General features: G+C 60.7%; 16 protein-coding genes. 8 read left to right on the top strand and 8 right to left on the bottom strand.

What is annotated here, in order from left to right; genetic code table 11:
• The first annotated feature begins 24 nt into the window (after positions 1–24).
• Positions 25–480: a PTS sugar transporter subunit IIA gene (locus PH551_RS23215; RefSeq protein WP_285195201.1), complete on the top strand. Its 456-nt coding sequence runs from the start codon at positions 25–27 to the stop codon at positions 478–480.
• A 46-nt stretch (positions 481–526) separates the two neighbouring features.
• Here PH551_RS23215 and PH551_RS23210 read toward each other — a convergent pair whose 3' ends face one another.
• Positions 527–1543 carry a porin gene (locus PH551_RS23210; protein WP_097600840.1) on the bottom strand — a complete coding sequence of 339 codons (1017 nt, stop codon included), beginning with the start codon at positions 1541–1543 and terminating at the stop codon, positions 527–529.
• 344 nt (positions 1544–1887) lie between these two features.
• Here PH551_RS23210 and PH551_RS23205 point away from each other — a divergent pair, with 344 nt between their 5' ends.
• The 5 genes from PH551_RS23205 (at position 1888) to PH551_RS23185 (ending at position 6742) form a co-directional block, all read left to right on the top strand.
• On the top strand, positions 1888–2913 hold the full coding sequence (locus PH551_RS23205; RefSeq protein ID WP_097600841.1) for a sulfate ABC transporter substrate-binding protein: 1026 nt from the start codon (positions 1888–1890) through the stop codon (positions 2911–2913).
• Positions 2914–2921: 8 nt separating this feature from the next.
• Complete coding sequence (gene cysT / locus PH551_RS23200; RefSeq protein WP_011428112.1) at positions 2922–3779, top strand: sulfate ABC transporter permease subunit CysT; 858 nt, start codon at positions 2922–2924, stop codon at positions 3777–3779.
• Positions 3769–4641 (top strand): sulfate ABC transporter permease subunit CysW, encoded by an 873-nt coding sequence (cysW, locus tag PH551_RS23195; protein ID WP_285195200.1) that lies wholly within the window; start codon positions 3769–3771, stop codon positions 4639–4641. Before cysT ends, cysW begins: the two co-directional genes overlap by 11 nt.
• 10 nt (positions 4642–4651) lie before the next feature.
• On the top strand, positions 4652–5692 hold the full coding sequence (locus tag PH551_RS23190) for a sulfate/molybdate ABC transporter ATP-binding protein (protein ID WP_085781057.1): 1041 nt from the start codon (positions 4652–4654) through the stop codon (positions 5690–5692).
• Between the two features lie 231 nt (positions 5693–5923).
• A complete protein-coding gene (locus PH551_RS23185) occupies positions 5924–6742 on the top strand; it encodes a cell wall hydrolase (protein WP_085781056.1) in 819 nt (272 codons plus the stop codon).
• Positions 6743–6771: 29 nt separating this feature from the next.
• On the opposite strand, the gene pepT is transcribed toward PH551_RS23185, so the two are convergent.
• Complete coding sequence (pepT, locus tag PH551_RS23180) at positions 6772–8004, bottom strand: peptidase T (protein ID WP_285195199.1); 1233 nt, start codon at positions 8002–8004, stop codon at positions 6772–6774.
• Between the two features lie 305 nt (positions 8005–8309).
• Here pepT and PH551_RS23175 point away from each other — a divergent pair, with 305 nt between their 5' ends.
• Both PH551_RS23175 and ligD (PH551_RS23170) read left to right on the top strand, forming a co-directional pair.
• Positions 8310–8624 (top strand): DUF982 domain-containing protein, encoded by a 315-nt coding sequence (locus PH551_RS23175; protein WP_285195198.1) that lies wholly within the window; start codon positions 8310–8312, stop codon positions 8622–8624.
• 248 nt (positions 8625–8872) lie between these two features.
• Entirely contained in the window at positions 8873–11518 is a 2646-nt protein-coding gene (gene ligD, locus PH551_RS23170) for a DNA ligase D (protein WP_285195197.1), read from the top strand.
• A 23-nt stretch (positions 11519–11541) separates the two neighbouring features.
• On the opposite strand, the gene ligD (PH551_RS23165) is transcribed toward ligD (PH551_RS23170), so the two are convergent.
• The 6 genes from ligD (PH551_RS23165) to PH551_RS23140 form a co-directional block, all read right to left on the bottom strand.
• Positions 11542–12603 (bottom strand): non-homologous end-joining DNA ligase, encoded by a 1062-nt coding sequence (gene ligD / locus PH551_RS23165; RefSeq protein ID WP_285195196.1) that lies wholly within the window; start codon positions 12601–12603, stop codon positions 11542–11544.
• Positions 12604–12606: 3 nt separating this feature from the next.
• Positions 12607–13425 (bottom strand): non-homologous end joining protein Ku, encoded by an 819-nt coding sequence (ku, locus tag PH551_RS23160; RefSeq protein ID WP_285195195.1) that lies wholly within the window; start codon positions 13423–13425, stop codon positions 12607–12609.
• Between the two features lie 12 nt (positions 13426–13437).
• Entirely contained in the window at positions 13438–14337 is a 900-nt protein-coding gene (ku, locus tag PH551_RS23155) for a non-homologous end joining protein Ku (protein ID WP_285195194.1), read from the bottom strand.
• 228 nt (positions 14338–14565) lie between these two features.
• Positions 14566–15624 (bottom strand): ABC transporter ATP-binding protein, encoded by a 1059-nt coding sequence (locus PH551_RS23150; protein ID WP_285195193.1) that lies wholly within the window; start codon positions 15622–15624, stop codon positions 14566–14568.
• Positions 15625–15630: 6 nt separating this feature from the next.
• Positions 15631–16461: a carbohydrate ABC transporter permease gene (locus PH551_RS23145; protein WP_285195192.1), complete on the bottom strand. Its 831-nt coding sequence runs from the start codon at positions 16459–16461 to the stop codon at positions 15631–15633.
• Positions 16462–16465: 4 nt separating this feature from the next.
• Positions 16466–17401: a carbohydrate ABC transporter permease gene (locus PH551_RS23140; protein ID WP_085781048.1), complete on the bottom strand. Its 936-nt coding sequence runs from the start codon at positions 17399–17401 to the stop codon at positions 16466–16468.
• Positions 17402–17530: the final 129 nt, after the last annotated feature.

Genomic DNA, 17530 nt, shown 5'->3' with positions numbered 1-17530 from the left:
CGAGCCGCCCACATCGAGAATGACATGAACCTTCACAACATCATCCGGCCGGAGCACACTTTCATCGGTGTCTCGGCACCGACGAAATGGCGCGCGCTGCAGATCATCGCCGATAAGGCGGCGAAGGCCTTCTCCGTCGACGGCCAGACCATCCTGAAGGCGCTCGAAGCGCGTGAGAGGCTCGGCTCTACGGGGATCGGCAATGGCATTGCCATCCCGCATGCCGCCATAGACGGCATGACGAGCCCTCGCGGCCTTCTCATTCGTTTCGCGCAGCCGCTGGATTTCGAGGCGATCGACGATATCCCGACCGATATCACCTTCGTGCTCATCTTCGGGGCGAACAATCGCGCCGAATATCTGAATGTGCTCTCGGCCATCGCCCGACGGCTGCAATCGGACGGCGTGCTTGCTGCCATGCGCAAGGCAAGGACGGCGGACGAATTCTATTCCGCTTTCATCGCTGATTCCCGGGAATAAAAGGCGCGGCCCGAAGGCCGCGCCCGCTCGTCTGTATAGGACGATCTTAGAAATCGCGCTGGAAGCGCAGGAAGCCGAAGACTTCGTCGTCGCCTTCGTCCTCATCGTGGTACTGCACGCTGAGCTTCGTCCTGAGGTCGTCGACGATGCGGTAGTCGATCGTCACCCCGGTCGTGTAGGCGCTGCCGCCAGTGAAGCCGTTACCGTCAGCCTCGAGGGCGATGTTTTCGAAGTACTGGAACCCCGGGGTTACCGTCCACTTGTCGTTGACCTTCAAGGCGTATTCTGCTGCGATCGTCCACTCGGACTCTTCGTAGTAGTAGTTGGCGCCGCTTGCCCAGACGCCGGCGATGCCGAGCGTGCCCGGACCGATGTCGGCGTAGACGATGCCGCGGACGGCGACTTCGCTGGTGTCGGTGTCATAACCGGCAAGCAGGTAAGCGCTGATGGCGCCGGCCTTGTAGGAAACCTGGCCTGCGACACCGAAGTTGTTCGGGCCTTCGCCCGGCTTGGTGGCATAGTCTTCTTCCAGCTCGTCGACCGAGAGGCCGGCGGCGAAAGCGCCATTCTCGTACTGATAACGGATCGAGTTGTGGGTCGTCTCGTTGCTGGCGAGCGTATCGGTCTCGCCGCTCATGTCGTCGTCCCACCAGCTATAGAGCTTACCGACGCGGAAACCGGCGATATCGATGTAGCCCTCGTCCAGCAGCGCTTCCTGATCGGAGGCGTTGTCGGCATTGTAACGCAGCGTCAGGACGCCGGTCAGCGTGCCGTACTCGGTGTCGTTCTTGGCCTGGAAGGTGACCTGACCGCGAGTCCAGAAGTTTACGTCGGAATCGCCGGCAATGTTATCACCGAAGCGCACTTCGGTACGGATGTAACCGCCGATCGAAAGGCATGTTTCCGTTCCCGGAATATAAAAATAGCCGGTACCGTAAGCGTCGCAAACGCGAACATATTCCACCGGCTCGGGTTCCGCCGCCACGATGGCGTCGGCTGCGCGTGCTCCGGAGGCCGCGGCAAGGGCGGCAACGGAGGCAAAAAGGATAGTTCTGATATTCATTTTGAATGGCCCTAACAGGTTTGAATTGTGAGGCGCATTTCAAGGGATGCCCCCACGTAGCGGCCGGTGAACACGACCGCACGGAGGCCCATATAGGAATCCGCAAGTGTCATCGCGGCAAAACCATCGCAAAAATCGGTTTCACCATGGCGCTTTCGTGGAAGAACTGTGGCTAAAAAAACACGGTCTGCCCCAATTGGCCGCGGCCAACTTCGGCACGCTCATTTCCAAATCAGCCCCGAAATGGAATGACATTCTAAGGCCAAGCCCGGAACCGGAAGAACCTTTGTTTCATTATACGACTGACTTGATAGAGTTAAGACATAACAGGAGAGGGTTCCTCAATGCAGACACAACGGTTCACCCGGCTCATCGCAGCCGCGGTCATGGCAGGCAGCTTTGCGATCGGGGGCATCGCTCCGGCATTCGCCGATCAAACGCTTCTCAACGTTTCCTATGATCCGACTCGCGAATTGTATAAGGATTTCAATGCCGCCTTTGCCGCCAAGTGGCAGAAGGATACGGGTGAAACAGTGACGATCCAGGCATCGCATGGCGGCTCCGGCGCTCAGGCCCGCTCGGTCATCGACGGTCTCGACGCAGACGTGGTCACCCTGGCCCTCGAAGGCGATATCGACGCCATCGCCAAGAAGACCGGCAAGATCCCGGCCGACTGGAAGACCAAGTTGCCCAACAATTCGACGCCCTATACGTCGACGGTCGTCTTCCTCGTCCGCAAGGGCAACCCGAAAGGCATCAAGGACTGGGGCGACCTGGTCAAGGATGACGTGCAGGTCATCACCCCCAACCCCAAGACCTCGGGCGGCGCACGGTGGAACTTCCTGGCAGCCTGGGCATGGGCCAAGCAGGCAAATGGTGGTGACGATGCCAAAGCGCAGGAATATGTGACGAAACTGCTGCAGCATGTTCCTGTTCTCGACACCGGCGCCCGCGGCGCCACGACCACCTTCGTCCAGCGCGGCCTCGGCGACGTGCTGCTCGCCTGGGAAAACGAAGCCTATCTTTCGCTCGAAGAACTCGGTCCTGACCAGTTCGAGATCGTGACGCCAAGCTTCTCTATCCGCGCCGACCCGCCAGTCGCCGTCGTCGACGGCAATGTCGACAAGAAGGGCACGCGCAAGGTCGCCGAAGCCTATCTCAACTACCTCTATTCGGATGAAGGCCAGAAGATCGCCGCAAAGCACTACTACCGGCCGATCAAGCCTGAAGCCGCCGATCCGGCCGATATCGCCCGCTTCCCGAAGCTGCAGCTCGCCACCATCGACGACTTCGGCGGCTGGAAGGAAGCCCAGCCGAAATTCTTCGGCGATGGCGGGGTATTTGACCAAATCTACAAGCCGGCCCAATAATAGACTTCATGAAAGCACATAGCCCCACGCGGTGGCGGTTCAAGCGGCCGAGCGTCATTCCGGGTTTCGGAATGGCGCTCGGTCTTACATTGACCTGGCTCACCCTTCTGATCCTCATCCCGCTCTCCGGCCTTGCCGTCCGGTCGAGCGCGCTCGGCTGGGAGAAATTCTGGTCGATCGCGTTCGATCCGCGCATATTGAACGCGCTACGCATCAGCTTCGGCAGCGCTTTCATCGCTGCGATCATCAACGCCGTCTTCGGCATCATCCTCGCCTGGGTGCTGGTACGCTATCGTTTCCCCGGCAAGCGCGTCATCGACGCCATGGTCGACCTGCCCTTCGCGCTGCCGACGGCCGTCGCCGGCATTGCATTGGCGGCGCTCTACGCGCCGAACGGCTGGGTCGGCCAGTTGCTGACACCGCTCGGCATCAAGATTGCCTTTACCCCGGCCGGCATCGTCGTGGCGCTGATCTTCGTCGGCCTGCCCTTCGTGGTGCGCACCGTGCAGCCTGTCATGGAGGAAATCGACAAGGAGGTCGAAGAGGCCGCGGCAACGCTCGGCGCCAACCGCTTCCAGACGATTTTCCGCGTGCTGCTGCCGGGGCTGGCGCCGGCCGTGCTGACCGGCTTCGCGCTCGCCTTTGCCCGCGGCGTCGGCGAATACGGCTCGGTCATCTTCATCGCCGGCAACCTGCCGTTCAAATCGGAAATCGCACCGCTGCTGATCGTCATCAAACTCGAAGAGTATAATTATGCGGCAGCGACTGGCATCGCGGCGATCATGCTGGTGATCTCGTTCGCCTTGTTGCTCGTCATCAATCTCATCCAGAGCTGGAGCAGGCGGAGGTACGGCTATGGCGCTTGATGCGACCGTTCAACCGACGAAACTGCGTTCGGTGACCACCGAACACAGAATGGCGCGATACACGCTGATCGCCGTTTCGCTGCTTTTCTTGCTGCTAATCCTGCTGTTGCCGCTCGCCGCCGTCTTCGTCGAGGCTTTTCGCAAAGGTGCCGGCCCCTTCCTCGAGGCGCTTGGCGATGCAGAGACCTTCTCGGCGATCCGCCTGACGCTCGTCGTCGCCGGCATCAGCGTACCGCTGAACCTCGCCTTCGGGGTCGCCGCCGCCTGGGCGATCGCCAAGTTCGAGTTCAAGGGCAAGGCATTCCTCACGACGCTGATCGACCTGCCCTTCTCGGTTTCACCCGTGATTTCAGGCCTGGTCTTCGTGCTCTTGTTCGGCGCCAACACGTGGCTCGGCCATTGGCTCACCGCAAACGACATCAAGATCCTCTTCGCAGTGCCGGGGCTGATCCTGGCGACGATGTTCGTCACCTTCCCGTTCGTCGCCCGCGAGCTGATCCCGCTGATGCAGGAGCAGGGAACGGCCGACGAGGAGGCAGCCCTGTCGCTCGGCGCCAGCGGCTGGCAGACCTTCTGGCACGTGACGCTGCCGAACATCAAATGGGGCCTGCTCTACGGCGTGCTGCTTTGCAATGCCCGCGCCATGGGCGAATTCGGCGCGGTCTCTGTCGTCTCCGGCCACATCCGCGGCCAGACGAACACCATGCCGCTGCAGGTCGAAATTCTTTATAACGAATATAATTTCACCGGCGCTTTTGCCGTCGCCACGCTTTTGGCCTTGCTCGCGCTCGTGACTCTTGTTTTGAAGACGCTGCTGGAAATGCGCTACAGCGCTGAAATCTCCGCCAGCCGGCGGCACTGAAGGATCTGGAATGGAAGTACGCGTTCAAAACATCCGCAAGGAATTCGATCGTTTTCCGGCGCTCCACGATGTCTCGCTCGACATCCGCTCCGGCGAGCTGATCGCACTGCTCGGCCCTTCGGGCTCCGGCAAGACGACATTGCTGCGTCTGATTGCCGGCCTGGAAAGCCCGACCGAGGGACAGATCTTCTTCGGCGACGAGGATGCCTCGAAGAAATCGGTGCAGCAGCGCAATATCGGCTTCGTCTTCCAGCATTACGCCCTCTTCCGCTACATGACGGTGCTCGACAACGTCTCCTTCGGCCTGAGGGTCAGAAAGGGCGCGCGGCGGCCTGCGAAGGCCGATATCCGCCGACGGGCGCTGGAACTGCTTGACCTCGTCCAGTTGTCCGGCCTTGAAAAACGCTATCCCGCCCAGCTTTCCGGCGGCCAGCGTCAGCGCGTGGCGCTCGCCCGCGCCATGGCCGTCGAGCCGAATGTGCTCTTGCTCGACGAACCCTTCGGGGCGCTCGATGCTCAGGTGCGCAAGGACCTGCGCAAATGGCTGCGCGAGATCCACGACCGTACCGGCCACACAACCGTCTTCGTCACCCACGACCAGGATGAGGCACTGGAGCTTGCCGATCGCGTCGTCGTGATGAGCCAGGGCGCGATCGAGCAGGTCGGGACGCCCGACGAAGTCTATGATTATCCGAACTCGCCCTTCGTCTTCGGCTTCATCGGCCAATCCAACTGCCTGCAGGTCGAGATTTCGGGCGGCGATATTCTCTTCGAAGGCCGCTCGCTCGGCCTCAATGCCGAGGGCGAGCCGGATGGACCGGCGCAGCTCTACTTCCGCCCGCATGATGTCAGGCTCTGCGAATCAGCCGAAAACTGCATTGGCGGCCAGCCGGTCTCCAGCCGCCGCGTCGCCGGTACGCGCCATATCGAACTCGATATCGGCAATGACCGGCCAAATATCGAAATCGAGCTGCCGCCGAGCGAGGCTGACCGGCTCGACCGTCACCGCGTGGCGTTCAAGCCGACCCGCTGGAAGCTGTTCCGCGGCTGATCCCGATTGCGCGCGTCGTTCCTGACGCGCTCACGGCGCTTGCTTAATAATTCGTTAACCCTCCGGATTTATGCATCGGTCGGTCCCAGGCCTCAGCCGGAATCGCCCTTCGCGGGAGTCCATCCGGCCTTTTGTTATCTGAGGTTGTTTGTATTTCAGTCATATGACGAGTAAAAGATTTTGCGCGTTAATCATAAAGGGCTGGACTAATCCCATAGGAGGCACCTGGCGTTGAGGGCGGAGATTTCCTTTCGAAAATCCCTGATCGGGATTTTATTCGTAGGACTGGCGGCTGCAGGCTGCACCACAACACCGAAGCCGGCGACGACGCCGGCAAAGACAAAACAGGCTCAAGCGGCGAAAGTCACTTTCAATTATACCGCCAAGGATCGCGACTGCCTAAAGCGCGCGATGTATTTCGAATCGCAGCATTCCGACGAGGATGGTTATCTGGCCGTCGGCACCGTCGTCATGAACAGGCTGACGTCAGGCGCCTACCCCCCATCGATCTGCGGTGTCGTCGCCCAGGAGAAGCAGTTTGCGCCCGGGGTCATGACGCGCGAAGTCAAGCCTCAGGCGGAACCGGAACTTGCCACCGCGGCTGATGCGATCCTGCTGAAGGGGGCGCGCCATCCGGCCGTGAAGGATGCAATGTTCTTCCACACCGATGGTCTGAAATTCCCCTACGACAACATGCATTATGTGACGGTCGCCGGCGGCAACGCCTTCTACGAGAAGCGCGATTCGAACGGCATGCTGGAAACGCCGCCGCCGCTGCCGTCCTATGAGGTGGCGATGAATTATGTGCCCGGCGAAAGCATGCTGCCGCCGCAATTCGAGGCGCTGATACCCTCGGCCGTTCCCGTTCCTCTGCCGGCGCCCGATCCGATGGCGACGGCGAGCACGGCGCCAATGCAGATAACGGCTCCGGTGACCCAACCGGAAACCGCGCCTGCGCCCGAGCCGGCGATGCGGATCGCGATCCCGACCCCCCGTCCCGCCTATGACAGCGTGATGCTGCGCGGCGAGATCCCGGTAAATGGCGGCTAAAACTGGATTTTCCTAGCGGGAGGAGCGCCTTAGGCGCGCTCTTCCCAGATCTTTGCAAGCTCCACGATCGTTGCGACCGCCTTTTCCATATCCTGGCGGCTCACCCATTCGAGCGGCGAGTGGAAGGCATGGCCGCCGGCAAAAATGTTCGGGCACGGCAGCCCCATGAAGGAGAGGCGGGAGCCGTCCGTGCCGCCGCGGATGCTGCCGCGTACCGGCGTCATGCCGGCACGACGCACCGCTTCAAGCGCGTTCTCGACAATCTCCGGATGGCGGTCGAGCACCGTCTTCATGTTGCGATATTGTTCCGTCACCTGGAAATGGTAGGTCGAGCCGGGATAGGCCGACATCACCTGCTTGACGATAGTTTCCAGCATCGCCTCCTTCTCAGCGAGCCCCTCCTCCGTGAAGTCGCGGATGATGAAGCTCAGCGACGCCTTTTCCATCGAGCCGGTCACGCCGACCGGATGGATGAAGCCCTGCCGGCCTTCCGTCGTCTCCGGCGCCAAATCTTTCGGCAGCCGGTCGATGATGGCGCCGGCGATCTTGATAGCGTTCTCCATACGGTCCTTGGCGAAGCCCGGATGGATCGCCACGCCTGTTATGCCGATCTCGACGCCGTCGGCCGAGAAGGTTTCGTCCTCGATGTGACCCGCCGTCTCGCCGTCCATCGTATAGGCGAAGTCCGCTCCGAGTTTGCCGAGGTCGACCTTGTTGACGCCGCGACCGACCTCCTCGTCAGGCGTGAACAGGATCTTGATCGTTCCATGTCGGATGTCGGGATTGTCGACCAGAACCCGGGCCGCGGTCATGATTTCCGCCAGTCCCGCCTTGTCGTCGGCGCCGAGTAATGTCGTTCCGTCGGTCGTGACGATGTCGTTGCCGATCTGGTTGTTCAGCTCCGGATGTTCGGCGACACGGATCACCCGGCTCGAATCGCCGATAAGCCTGATGTCGCCGCCGGCATAATTCCTGACGATCTGTGGCTTGACGTTGGTGCCGGGGAAATCGGGCGCCGTGTCCATATGCGAGCAGAAACAGAGGACCGGCACCGCCTTGTCGCTATTGGCCGGAATTGTGGCGTAGACATAGCCGTGTTCATCGAGACGGGCATCGGCAAGACCGATCTCCAGCAGTTCGTCGACCAGAATCCGGCCGAGATCCTTCTGCTTCTCGGTGGTCGGCTGCGTCGACGAGGAGGGGTCGGATTGAGTGTCGATAACGACATAACGGAGGAAGCGGTCGAGAACAGTGTCGGTCATTTCAATCCAATCCAATGAGATCACCAGAGGATATAGCCCTTCCGGGCGAGGCGACAAAAGAATTTTCCGCTCGGCGCATGGTTCTATGACGACGGCCCCTACTGAGGAGCGGGGATGATCTGGCTCGCCCGGGCGCGTCTAGCCGAGGAGCTGTAGCAATCGTTCTCTCGCATCCAACAGCGGCAGGCGGAATTTGTCCTGTAGGCATACGCCATTAATGGATTATCGCTGCGGTCTTGAACTACCGGCAGCCATTTCCAATATTTTTATGGGATCAAGCTGGCATCGAAAGGAGGAAGAAGAAAATGCCGCTGAACGATGTGCTCTGGACTCGTCCAGTGACGGTCCGGCTGCAGTGCGGCCTGGAACGAACTTTTACGGGCGTCTATGACGCCTTGGATTTCCTGGAAAACGAATGGCCGTTGGGCCACGGAGAGCGCCACAAGCGCGCGGTCAAGACCTGTCGGGGCGCTCTTAACCGGATTATTGCCCCTTTGATTGCGCGGGAGGCTTTCATGGCCGCGTGCGTCGAAGCCGGCATGCCCGCGGTCGTGGCTCCCTGGCAGGTGCAGGCTACGAGCCGCCCGGTGCGACCCACGCGTGTCGCTGCTCTTGGCTAAGGGCCAGGCGTGCGCAGTTCACGTCGGGACCCTGATTTCAAGATACCTGTCGCGGCCCCGGGAGGAGCCGCGCCAGATCAAAACCCAAGGCATCTCGATCTCCTTTGCCGTCTGGGCTTCGGAGCTGAAATTGTAGTTGTTTCCCTGTAGAACCGTCGCTGTCGTGCCTACTCAAACGGGGAACGCTGCCGCGGCTGGAACAACGATCACCAATATTTCGTTTGAGGACCGAATGCCCGGGAACAGCCATGGCCAGCGACAAGCTATCAAGCTATCGATCAAAACGCGACTTTCAGAAGACTGCTGAGCCCAGCGGCGAGCGGCCCCTCAAACGGAGCAACCGCCGTCGCTTTGTCATTCAGAAGCACGATGCGACACGTCTGCACTACGACCTGCGGCTTGAGCTCGACGGCGTGTTCAAGAGCTGGGCTGTCACGAAAGGTCCGTCGCTCGATCCGCAAGACAAGCGGCTGGCCGTCGAGGTCGAGGACCATCCGCTCGATTATGGCGATTTCGAAGGGACGATTCCGAAAGGCCAGTATGGCGGCGGCACGGTCATGCTGTGGGATCGCGGCTATTGGGAGCCGGAGGGGCGGAAGAGCCCTGAGCAGGCGCTTGCCAAGGGCGATTTCAAGTTCACGCTCGAGGGCGAGCGCTTGCACGGCAGCTTCGTGCTTGTGCGCATGCGCAACGATCGCGACCGCAGCAAGCGTACCAACTGGTTGCTGATCAAGCATCACGACGAGTTCTCCGTGGAGGAAGACGGTGCTGCCATTCTGGAAGAGAACGTCACCTCGGTCGCCTCGGGCCGCAGCATGGAAATGATCGCGGCCGGCAAGGGGCGCAAGCCGAAACCCTTCATGGTGGAAGGCGGCAAGATCGAGGCCGACGCCGTCTGGGACAGCAATCACGGACTGGCCGCCGAGGAGCGGCAGGAGGCGAGAGGCGGAAAGCGCGCCAGCACCGCGACGGCGGTTGATCTTCCGGATTTCATCGCGCCGCAGCTTTGCGAGAAGCTGGAGCGGCCGCCTGGCGGCGACAGCTGGATCCACGAGATCAAGTTCGATGGCTACCGCATCCAGATGCGTGTGCTCGACGGCGAAGCGACGCTGAAAACCAGAAAAGGTCTCGACTGGACGGCCAAATACCCCGCAATCGCCGAGGCGGCGTCAGCGCTTCCAGACTGCATAATCGATGGTGAAATCTGCGCTCTCGATGAGCACGGCGCGCCTGACTTCGCCGCGCTTCAGGCGGCGCTGTCGGAAGGCAAGACCGGCAGCCTCGTCTACTTCGCCTTCGACCTCCTCTATGACGGCGGTGAGGATCTCCGCCTCAAGCCCATCATTGAACGAAAGACGCGACTGCAGGAGCTTCTCGCGGAGGCCGGCAACGATCCTCGCATCCGCTACGTCGAACATTTCACAGGCGGCGGCGACGCCGTGCTCAGGTCGGCATGCAAGCTATCGCTGGAAGGCATTGTGTCGAAAAAGGCAGATGCCCCCTATCAATCCGGTCGAACGGTAAGCTGGGCGAAGTCGAAATGCCGGGCGGGGCACGAGGTGGTCATCGGCGCCTATGCCAAGACCAACGGCAAGTTTCGCTCTCTTCTCGTCGGCGTTTTCAGCGACGATCATTTTGTCTATGTCGGCCGTGTCGGGACCGGCTACGGCGCCAAGAAAGTCGAAACACTGCTTCCCAAACTGAAGGCGCTGGAGACGACGAAGTCGCCGTTCACCGGTATCGGCGCTCCGAAGAAGCAGGCTGAGGTGGTGTGGGTAAAGCCCGAGCTTGTCGCCGAGATCGAATTCGAGGGCTGGACCGCGGACGGTCTCGTCCGGCAGGCGGCCTTCAAGGGCTTGCGGGAAGACAAGCCGGCCAAGGAAGTCGAGGCGGAGAGATCGCCAAGATCATCAACAGCTGAGATTACGGGGCCGACGCCGAGGGCCACACCGAGAACAACGCGCCGTAAGGGTCAGAAGGCCGATGTCATCGGTGTGCTCATTTCGAACCCGGACAAACCATTGTGGCCGGACGCCAATGATGGTGAGCCGGTAACCAAGGAAGACCTTGCCCGCTATTACGAGGCGGTCGGCGACTGGATGATCGAGCACCTCAAGGGCAGGCCCTGCTCCATCATCCGCGCGCCGGACGGAGTTGGTGGTGAGCAGTTCTTCCAACGTCATGCGATGCCGGGGCAATCCAAACTGCTCGAATTGGTCAAGGTATTCGGCGACAAGAAGCCATACCTGCAGATCGATCGCATCGAGGGGCTCGCCGCAGTCGCCCAGATCGCGGCGGTCGAGCTCCATCCGTGGAACTGTGAACCCGGGCAACCGGAAGTTCCTGGCCGCCTGGTATTCGATCTTGATCCCGGTCCCGATGTTCCCTTTTCCACGGTTGTTGCCGCTGCCCGCGAGATGCGCGACCGGCTGGAAGACCTCGGATTGATCAGCTTCTGCAAGACGACTGGCGGCAAGGGCTTGCATGTCGTGACCCCGCTTACAATCAACAAGCGAAAACCGTTGTCATGGCCCGAAGCGAAGGCCTTTGCGCATGACGTCTGCCAGCAGATGGCCCGAAACAACCCCGATCTCTACCTTATCAAGATGACCAAGAGCCTGCGGGGCGGTCGCATTTTCCTCGATTACCTGCGCAATGATCGCATGGCGACGGCCGTGGCGCCGCTCTCCCCTCGAGCCCGCCCAGGGGCGACCGTGTCAATGCCTCTGACGTGGACGCAAGTGAAATCGGACCTCGATCCTAAAAGGTTTACGATCCGAACCGTGCCTGCTTTGCTATCGAAGTCATCCGCCTGGAAGGATTATTGCGAGGGGCAGCGTCCCCTGGAGCAGGCGATCAAGAGGCTCGGCCGCACCGGTAAGCATGCCGCCTGACACGACTGATCGCCCCGCGGCACTCATCTGATTGCAGCGGCATCAGTCATATCGAAGACGGCTGCGTTATCCTGGATCTCGCGGAGGCCTTTGTATGAGGGGTGGCGGAGGCTGCCCTCACGCGTCCAGCCGCGAAACTCGATTTCCGCGACGAGGGTTGGTTGAGAAAAGACGAGGCGCTTTCCTTTGAGCGGCACGACAGGTTTTTTCGTCTGGAGGCGGTTCAACGTCTTGCGCAGATATTCCGCCTCCGTTCGGTTGAAGCCTGTGCCGACGGAGCCGACATAGATCCAGTCGTGACCCTTTCGACCCGCAAGCAAAAGACTGCCGAGCCCACCGCGGTTGCTGACGGATTCCTCGTACCCGACGATCATGAAACTTTCGCTCTGAACGCACTTGATCTTCTGCCAGTCCCCCAGACGACCACTGCGGTAAGGGCTGTCCCTGCGCTTTGCGATGATGCCTTCCAGGCCGCGATGGCATGCGTGCTCAAGCAGTTCCTCGCCACCCAGATCCAGGTCTTGCGAGAACCGAATAGCGCCATCCTCGGTCTCGGGGATCAGATCTTCGAGAAGATGGCGGCGGACCGAGAGCTCGGTGCGCGTTAGGTCGTGACCGTCGAGATACAATAGATCGAAGGCGTAGAAGAGGGATTCGGTCGAGATTCGTTTGCCGCCCCGTCCGCCGAGCGAGCGCTGCAACGCCCCAAAGTCGGAGCGACCCTCGTCATCAAGGACGACCGCTTCTCCGTCGAGAATGCAGGTCGATACACCGAGTTCTCTTGCCCCTGCGGCGATGTTAGGAAATCGGTGGGTCCAGTCATGTCCGCCACGGGTGAGAATGCGGATACCCTTTGGCTCGATGTGGAGCGCCAATCGGTAGCCGTCCCACTTCACCTCATAAAGCCAATCCGGCCCTTGCGGCACCGTCTGCTTCAGCAAGGCCAGGCACGGCTCCACTCTCGACGGCATCGCATCGAACGGCAGGTTTGGCTGGTCGGGATCACGCCGACGGAGAGGTCGTGATTGTATGGAGGAATTCGAATCGCGAAGAAGCGGAGCGGAGGGGCCGCGTGGTCTGGTCATCGCTCAATGCCTGTCGGGTCGGTTCTCGGCATCGACGGATTTACGCAGGGCGTCCATGATGTTGATGACGTTGCTGGGCACCGGCTCCGCCTTCTCCTTGCCCTTGGATTTTGCTCTGACGGGCTTCTTCATTTGTTTCTTCTTGGCCTCGATGATGTCGAGCAGCCTATCCTGCACGGGGTCGGAGACCATCTTCGGGGTCCAGTGCTGCGTCTGCTTCTTGATGAGCTGCTGGACCAGCGGCATCATCTCACTGTCCGCCGGTTGATCGTCTACCCGCTCGAAATAGCTCTCCGCGTCGCGCACCTCGTCCCCGTAACGCAGGGTCCAAAGAACGATGCCCTTGCCGCGTGGCTCCAGCATCACGGCGCGCTCGCGGCGCGCAATCACCAGTCGCGAGATGCCGACCATGTCCTCGGCGGCCATCGCATCGCGGATCACCGAGAACGCCTCCTGGCCGACCGGATCGTCCGGTGAAAGATAGTAGGGCGTGTCGAGCCAGATCCATTCGACGCCGTTGCGCGGCGTAAAGACCTCGATATCGATCGTCTTGGTGCTTTCAAGCGCAACGTTCTCCAACTCCTCGTCTTCAAGCAAGACATATTCGTTCTCGCCACGCTGATAGGCTTTCACTTCGTCTTCATCTTTCACGTCTTTGCCGGTCACGGCGTCGACATAGTGGCTAACGACGCGGTTTTGGGTGGCGCGATTGAGCGTGTGAAAACGCACCTTCTCATTTTCGGAAGTGGCCGGCATCATCTGCACCGGGCAGGTGACGAGCGACAGTTTGAGGTAGCCTTTCCAGTAAGGCCGGATCGCCATGGAAACCTCCGATCACCCGGCGCGGCGCTGGTGAGCGCCGGCTGGGCTGCGTGATTTCGTCGTCGACGCGCGCGCGGCCTTCTGTCTGCTCTTTCCGGCATTGGCATTTGCAGCGGTGCGCTTCGTTTTGGCCGGCGTCGCCATGCCGGCGCTTTCGCGCAGCGCCTGTAGCAGGTCGCTCGGTTTGGGAGCCGGCGGCGCCTTTTTCTTCGGAAGGGTGCGGCCTTCGATCTTGGCCTTCACCAGTTCGGCGACGGCCGCTTCATAACGGTCGTCGAACTGCTTCGGGTCGAACTCGCCCTTCTTGGTGTTGATGATGTGCTTGGCAAGCTCCAGCATCTCGCCTTCGATCTTGAGATCCGGCATCTCCTCGAATGCCTTCTCGGAGGAGCGAACCTCATAATCGAAGTTCAAGGTTGAGCCGACCAGCCCTTTTCCATGGGGACGGATGAGGAGCGTTCGCAGGCGCCGGAACAGCACCGTTCGGGCAATGGCCGCGACCTTGGCTTTCTTCATACCATCCCTCAGGAGTTTGAAAGCATCGCTGCCCATCTTGTCGGGAGCCAGATAATAAGGTTTGTCGAAATAGACGTCATCGACCTCGTCAAAAGGAATAAAGGCCTCCACCTTCAGCGTCTTGTCGCTTTCGGGAATGGCGGCCGCGACTTCCTCGGGCTCGAGCACGACATAGCGGCCGTCCTCAATCTCAAAACCCTTGACCTGGTCCTCCCGCTCGACCGGATCGCCGGTCTCGCCGTCCACGAATTCTCGGCGCACCCGGTTGCCGGTCTTCCTGTTCAGCGTATGAAACGCGATCCGCTCGGATGTGGAGGCGGCGGTATAGAGCGCCACCGGGAAAGCCACCTCTCCGAACTTGATAAAACCCTTCCAATTCGCCCTCGGGGCAACCATCTCGCTCGCGCTCCTGACGCAACCTGTGCGAGTCAACCGAATCAGTTTACGATTGGTTCCGAGTCAAAACGAATCAAATTTCAATAGCTTAATCAGAATTACCCACGCTTTTTCCGAGTCTCTTTCATCTCCTTGAATCTGATAGGTGTTTTTCTTGACTAAGTGCTTTTAAGGTGAAAACAACCAGAAGATAAAGCCGCTGCGGACCGATTTCCCTGTAGTGACTGCTCATTCGATGCGTTGTCCCTCGCCGTCGAACACATGCAGATATTGGGGCGGGAAGGCGACATTGACCTTCGGCCCCGCCTTCAGCGCTTCGCGGTCCAGAGTGAAGATCTTGAACGGCAGGCCATGCAGGGCGAGGTGCAGGATAATGCCGAAGCCGGTGGGTTCGACGAGTTCCACGTCGGTGGCAAGCCCGCTCCCGTCGTTCGTCATCAGCACATGCTCCGGCCGAATGCCGAGCGTCACCTTCGTGCCGTCTGCAAGCGGCAGCGGCTTTGCCAGCGGCACGATCGTTCCATCCTTCAGCTTGACGCCGCCTGCGGTGTAGCTGGCCTCGAGGAAATTCATTCCGGGCGAGCCGATGAAACCGGCGACGAAGAGATTGGCGGGGCGATCATAGAGTTCCAGCGGACTGCCGACCTGCTGCACCACGCCGCCATGCATGGCGACGATCCGGTCCGCCAGCGTCATCGCCTCGATCTGGTCGTGGGTGACGTAGATCGAGGTCGCCCTCAGCTCGCCGTGCAGTTTCTTGATTTCGGCGCGCATCTGTTCGCGCAGGCGCGCATCGAGGTTGGAGAGCGGTTCGTCGAACAGGAAGGCTTTCGGCTGGCGGACGATGGCGCGGCCCATGGCGACGCGCTGGCGCTGGCCGCCGGAGAGCGCTTTCGGCCGCCGTTCAAGCAACGGGTCAAGGCCGAGCTTGGCGGCCGCCGCGGAAACCGCGCTCGCGATCTTCTCCTTCGCCGTTTTCCGCAGCCTCAGGCTGTAGCTCATATTGCCGGCGACATTCATATGCGGATATAGTGCATAGGACTGGAACACCATGGCGATGTCGCGGTCCTTGGGATGCAGTTCGTTCACCCGGGCGCCTGCAATACGGATCTCACCTGATGTGACTTCCTCCAGCCCGGCAATCATCCGCAACAGCGTTGACTTGCCGCAGCCGGAGGGACCGACGAGCACGACGAATTCGCCATCCCTGATGTCGAGATCGACGCCGTGCAGCACCTGCACCTGGCCATAGGCTTTGCGGATATTCTGGATATCGATCGATGCCATTTCTGTTTAACCCTTGACCGCGCCGGCCGTCAGGCCCTGGACGAGATAACGCTGGATGAGCAGGAAGAAGAGGCCGGCCGGAATGAGCGCCATGACGCCCGCCGCCATCATCTGCCCGAAATCCACCGAGAATTTCGAAACGAAGGTGAGAAGCCCGACGGGGAAGGTCGCCGCGTCATTGCCGTTGATCAGCATCAGCGCGAAGAGCAGTTCGCTCCAGGCGGCGGTAAAGACGAAGCCGAGCGTCGCGGCGATGCCGGGCAGCGTCAACGGCAGGATGATCTGGCGAAACGCGGTGAACTGCGTCGCCCCGTCGATCATCGCCGCCTCTTCGAGATCCTTGGGAATGCCGTCGAAGAAGGACTGCATCAGGAAGGTGGCGAAAGGCACGTTGAAAGCGGTGTAGACGATGACGAGGCCGGTCAGGCTGTTGGTCAGATGCAGAGGCGACAGGATCTTGAAGATCGGCGCGACCAACATGACGAGCGGGAACATCTGGGTCAGCAGCATCAGGGCGACGATCCAGTATTTCGCCCGAAAATCGAAGCGCGACAGCGCATAGCCGGAAAGCGAGGCGCAGATGGTCACGGTCACGGCCGTCGAGGCCGAGACGATCAGGCTGTTCTTGAAGAAAGTGGGAAAGGCGCTGTGCTGTAGCACGAAAGCATAGTGATCCCAGCTGGTGCGCGACGGCCACATCCGCACGCCCTCGGTATAGAGCAGATCGTTCGGCGTCACCGAGACCTTGAGCAGCCAGAAGAGCGGGAAGAGCGCGAAAGCGATATAGCAGAGGATCGCCAGACGGTGCGCGATCGTTGGGATGACGGATCGTTTCATGGCCTCAATCCTTGTTCAGCAGCGTCTGCCGCAGCAGGATGATCAGCATCGAATAGGCAAGCAGCAGGGCCAGCAACACCAGCGCGATCGCCGAGGCGTAACCGAAATCGAGCCGCTTGAAGGCCGTGGTGAAGATGTAGCTCGCGACGATCTGCGTCCGGTCGGCCGGCCCGCCATTGGTCATGACGACGATGAGATCGGCGAAGTTGGAGATCCACACGGTGCGCAAGAGCACGGTGATGGCGATCGTCGGCGCGAGAAACGGCAGGGTGATCGAGCGGAAACGCTGGAACCAGCCGGCACCATCGATAGAGGCCGCCTCGTAGAGATCGCGTGGGATGGCCTGCAGCGCCGCAAGCAGGGTGATGGCAAAAAACGGAATGCCCCACCAGACATTAGCGACGATCGGCCCCCACATCGCATGATCGGGATCGGATAGAATGTTGCCCGGCTCATGCATCAGCCCGAGCGCGAAGAGCCAGTGCGGGATCGGCCCGATGACCGGATTGAACAGCCAGGCCCAGTTGAGACCTGCGAGAAAGGACGGCACCGCCCAGGGCAGGAAGACCAGCGCCTGCGCGATTGCGCGGCCCGGGAACGGCTTGTCGAGCAGCAACGCCAGAATGAGGCCGAAGATGAATTGCAAGACGACGGATGCGCCGGTCCACCACAGCGTGTTCCTCAGCGCACCGTAAAAAGCCGCGTCGCTCGACAACTCGCGAAAATGCTCGAGCCCGATGAAGCCGCCGGAAAAGGGGTTGAGCAGCTGAATATCGCGGAAGGCATAGGACAGCCCGAGCGTCAGCGGCACCAGCATCACCGCAATGATCAGGATCAGCGACGGCGCGCTGTAGAGATAGGGCTCCGAAGCATCGGCAAGACGGCGCAGCCACGGCCTGCGGTCGCGACGCATGTCGAGCATATCGGCGGAAATGGTCATCGGATTGCGGTTTCCATTGTCTTGATCAGCGGAGTCTCGCCCGGGTGATACTTCTGAAGCAGGAGGTCGAGGCCCCCTCATCCGCCTGCCGGCACCTTCTCCCCGCTGGGGAGAAGGGAATATGCCGCG

The organism is Rhizobium atlanticum (genome assembly GCF_030182485.1).
GTDB lineage: Bacteria > Pseudomonadota > Alphaproteobacteria > Rhizobiales > Rhizobiaceae > Rhizobium.
Note: the sequence above shows the minus strand (reverse complement) of the source record. Positions and strands in the feature narration are given on the sequence as shown.

Coding starts and splice junctions, on each gene's coding strand:
- cysW (WP_285195200.1), top strand. CDS start 3,769: ATGGCGCTTGATGCGACCGTTCAACCGACGAAACTGCGTTCGGTGACC.
- ligD (WP_285195197.1), top strand. CDS start 8,873: ATGGCCAGCGACAAGCTATCAAGCTATCGATCAAAACGCGACTTTCAG.
- PH551_RS23190 (WP_085781057.1), top strand. CDS start 4,652: ATGGAAGTACGCGTTCAAAACATCCGCAAGGAATTCGATCGTTTTCCG.
- ku (WP_285195195.1), bottom strand. CDS start 13,425: ATGGCGATCCGGCCTTACTGGAAAGGCTACCTCAAACTGTCGCTCGTC.
- pepT (WP_285195199.1), bottom strand. CDS start 8,004: ATGACCGACACTGTTCTCGACCGCTTCCTCCGTTATGTCGTTATCGAC.
- PH551_RS23205 (WP_097600841.1), top strand. CDS start 1,888: ATGCAGACACAACGGTTCACCCGGCTCATCGCAGCCGCGGTCATGGCA.
- PH551_RS23215 (WP_285195201.1), top strand. CDS start 25: ATGAACCTTCACAACATCATCCGGCCGGAGCACACTTTCATCGGTGTC.
- PH551_RS23140 (WP_085781048.1), bottom strand. CDS start 17,401: ATGACCATTTCCGCCGATATGCTCGACATGCGTCGCGACCGCAGGCCG.
- cysT (WP_011428112.1), top strand. CDS start 2,922: ATGAAAGCACATAGCCCCACGCGGTGGCGGTTCAAGCGGCCGAGCGTC.
- PH551_RS23175 (WP_285195198.1), top strand. CDS start 8,310: ATGCCGCTGAACGATGTGCTCTGGACTCGTCCAGTGACGGTCCGGCTG.
- ku (WP_285195194.1), bottom strand. CDS start 14,337: ATGGTTGCCCCGAGGGCGAATTGGAAGGGTTTTATCAAGTTCGGAGAG.
- PH551_RS23150 (WP_285195193.1), bottom strand. CDS start 15,624: ATGGCATCGATCGATATCCAGAATATCCGCAAAGCCTATGGCCAGGTG.
- PH551_RS23145 (WP_285195192.1), bottom strand. CDS start 16,461: ATGAAACGATCCGTCATCCCAACGATCGCGCACCGTCTGGCGATCCTC.
- ligD (WP_285195196.1), bottom strand. CDS start 12,603: ATGACCAGACCACGCGGCCCCTCCGCTCCGCTTCTTCGCGATTCGAAT.
- PH551_RS23210 (WP_097600840.1), bottom strand. CDS start 1,543: ATGAATATCAGAACTATCCTTTTTGCCTCCGTTGCCGCCCTTGCCGCG.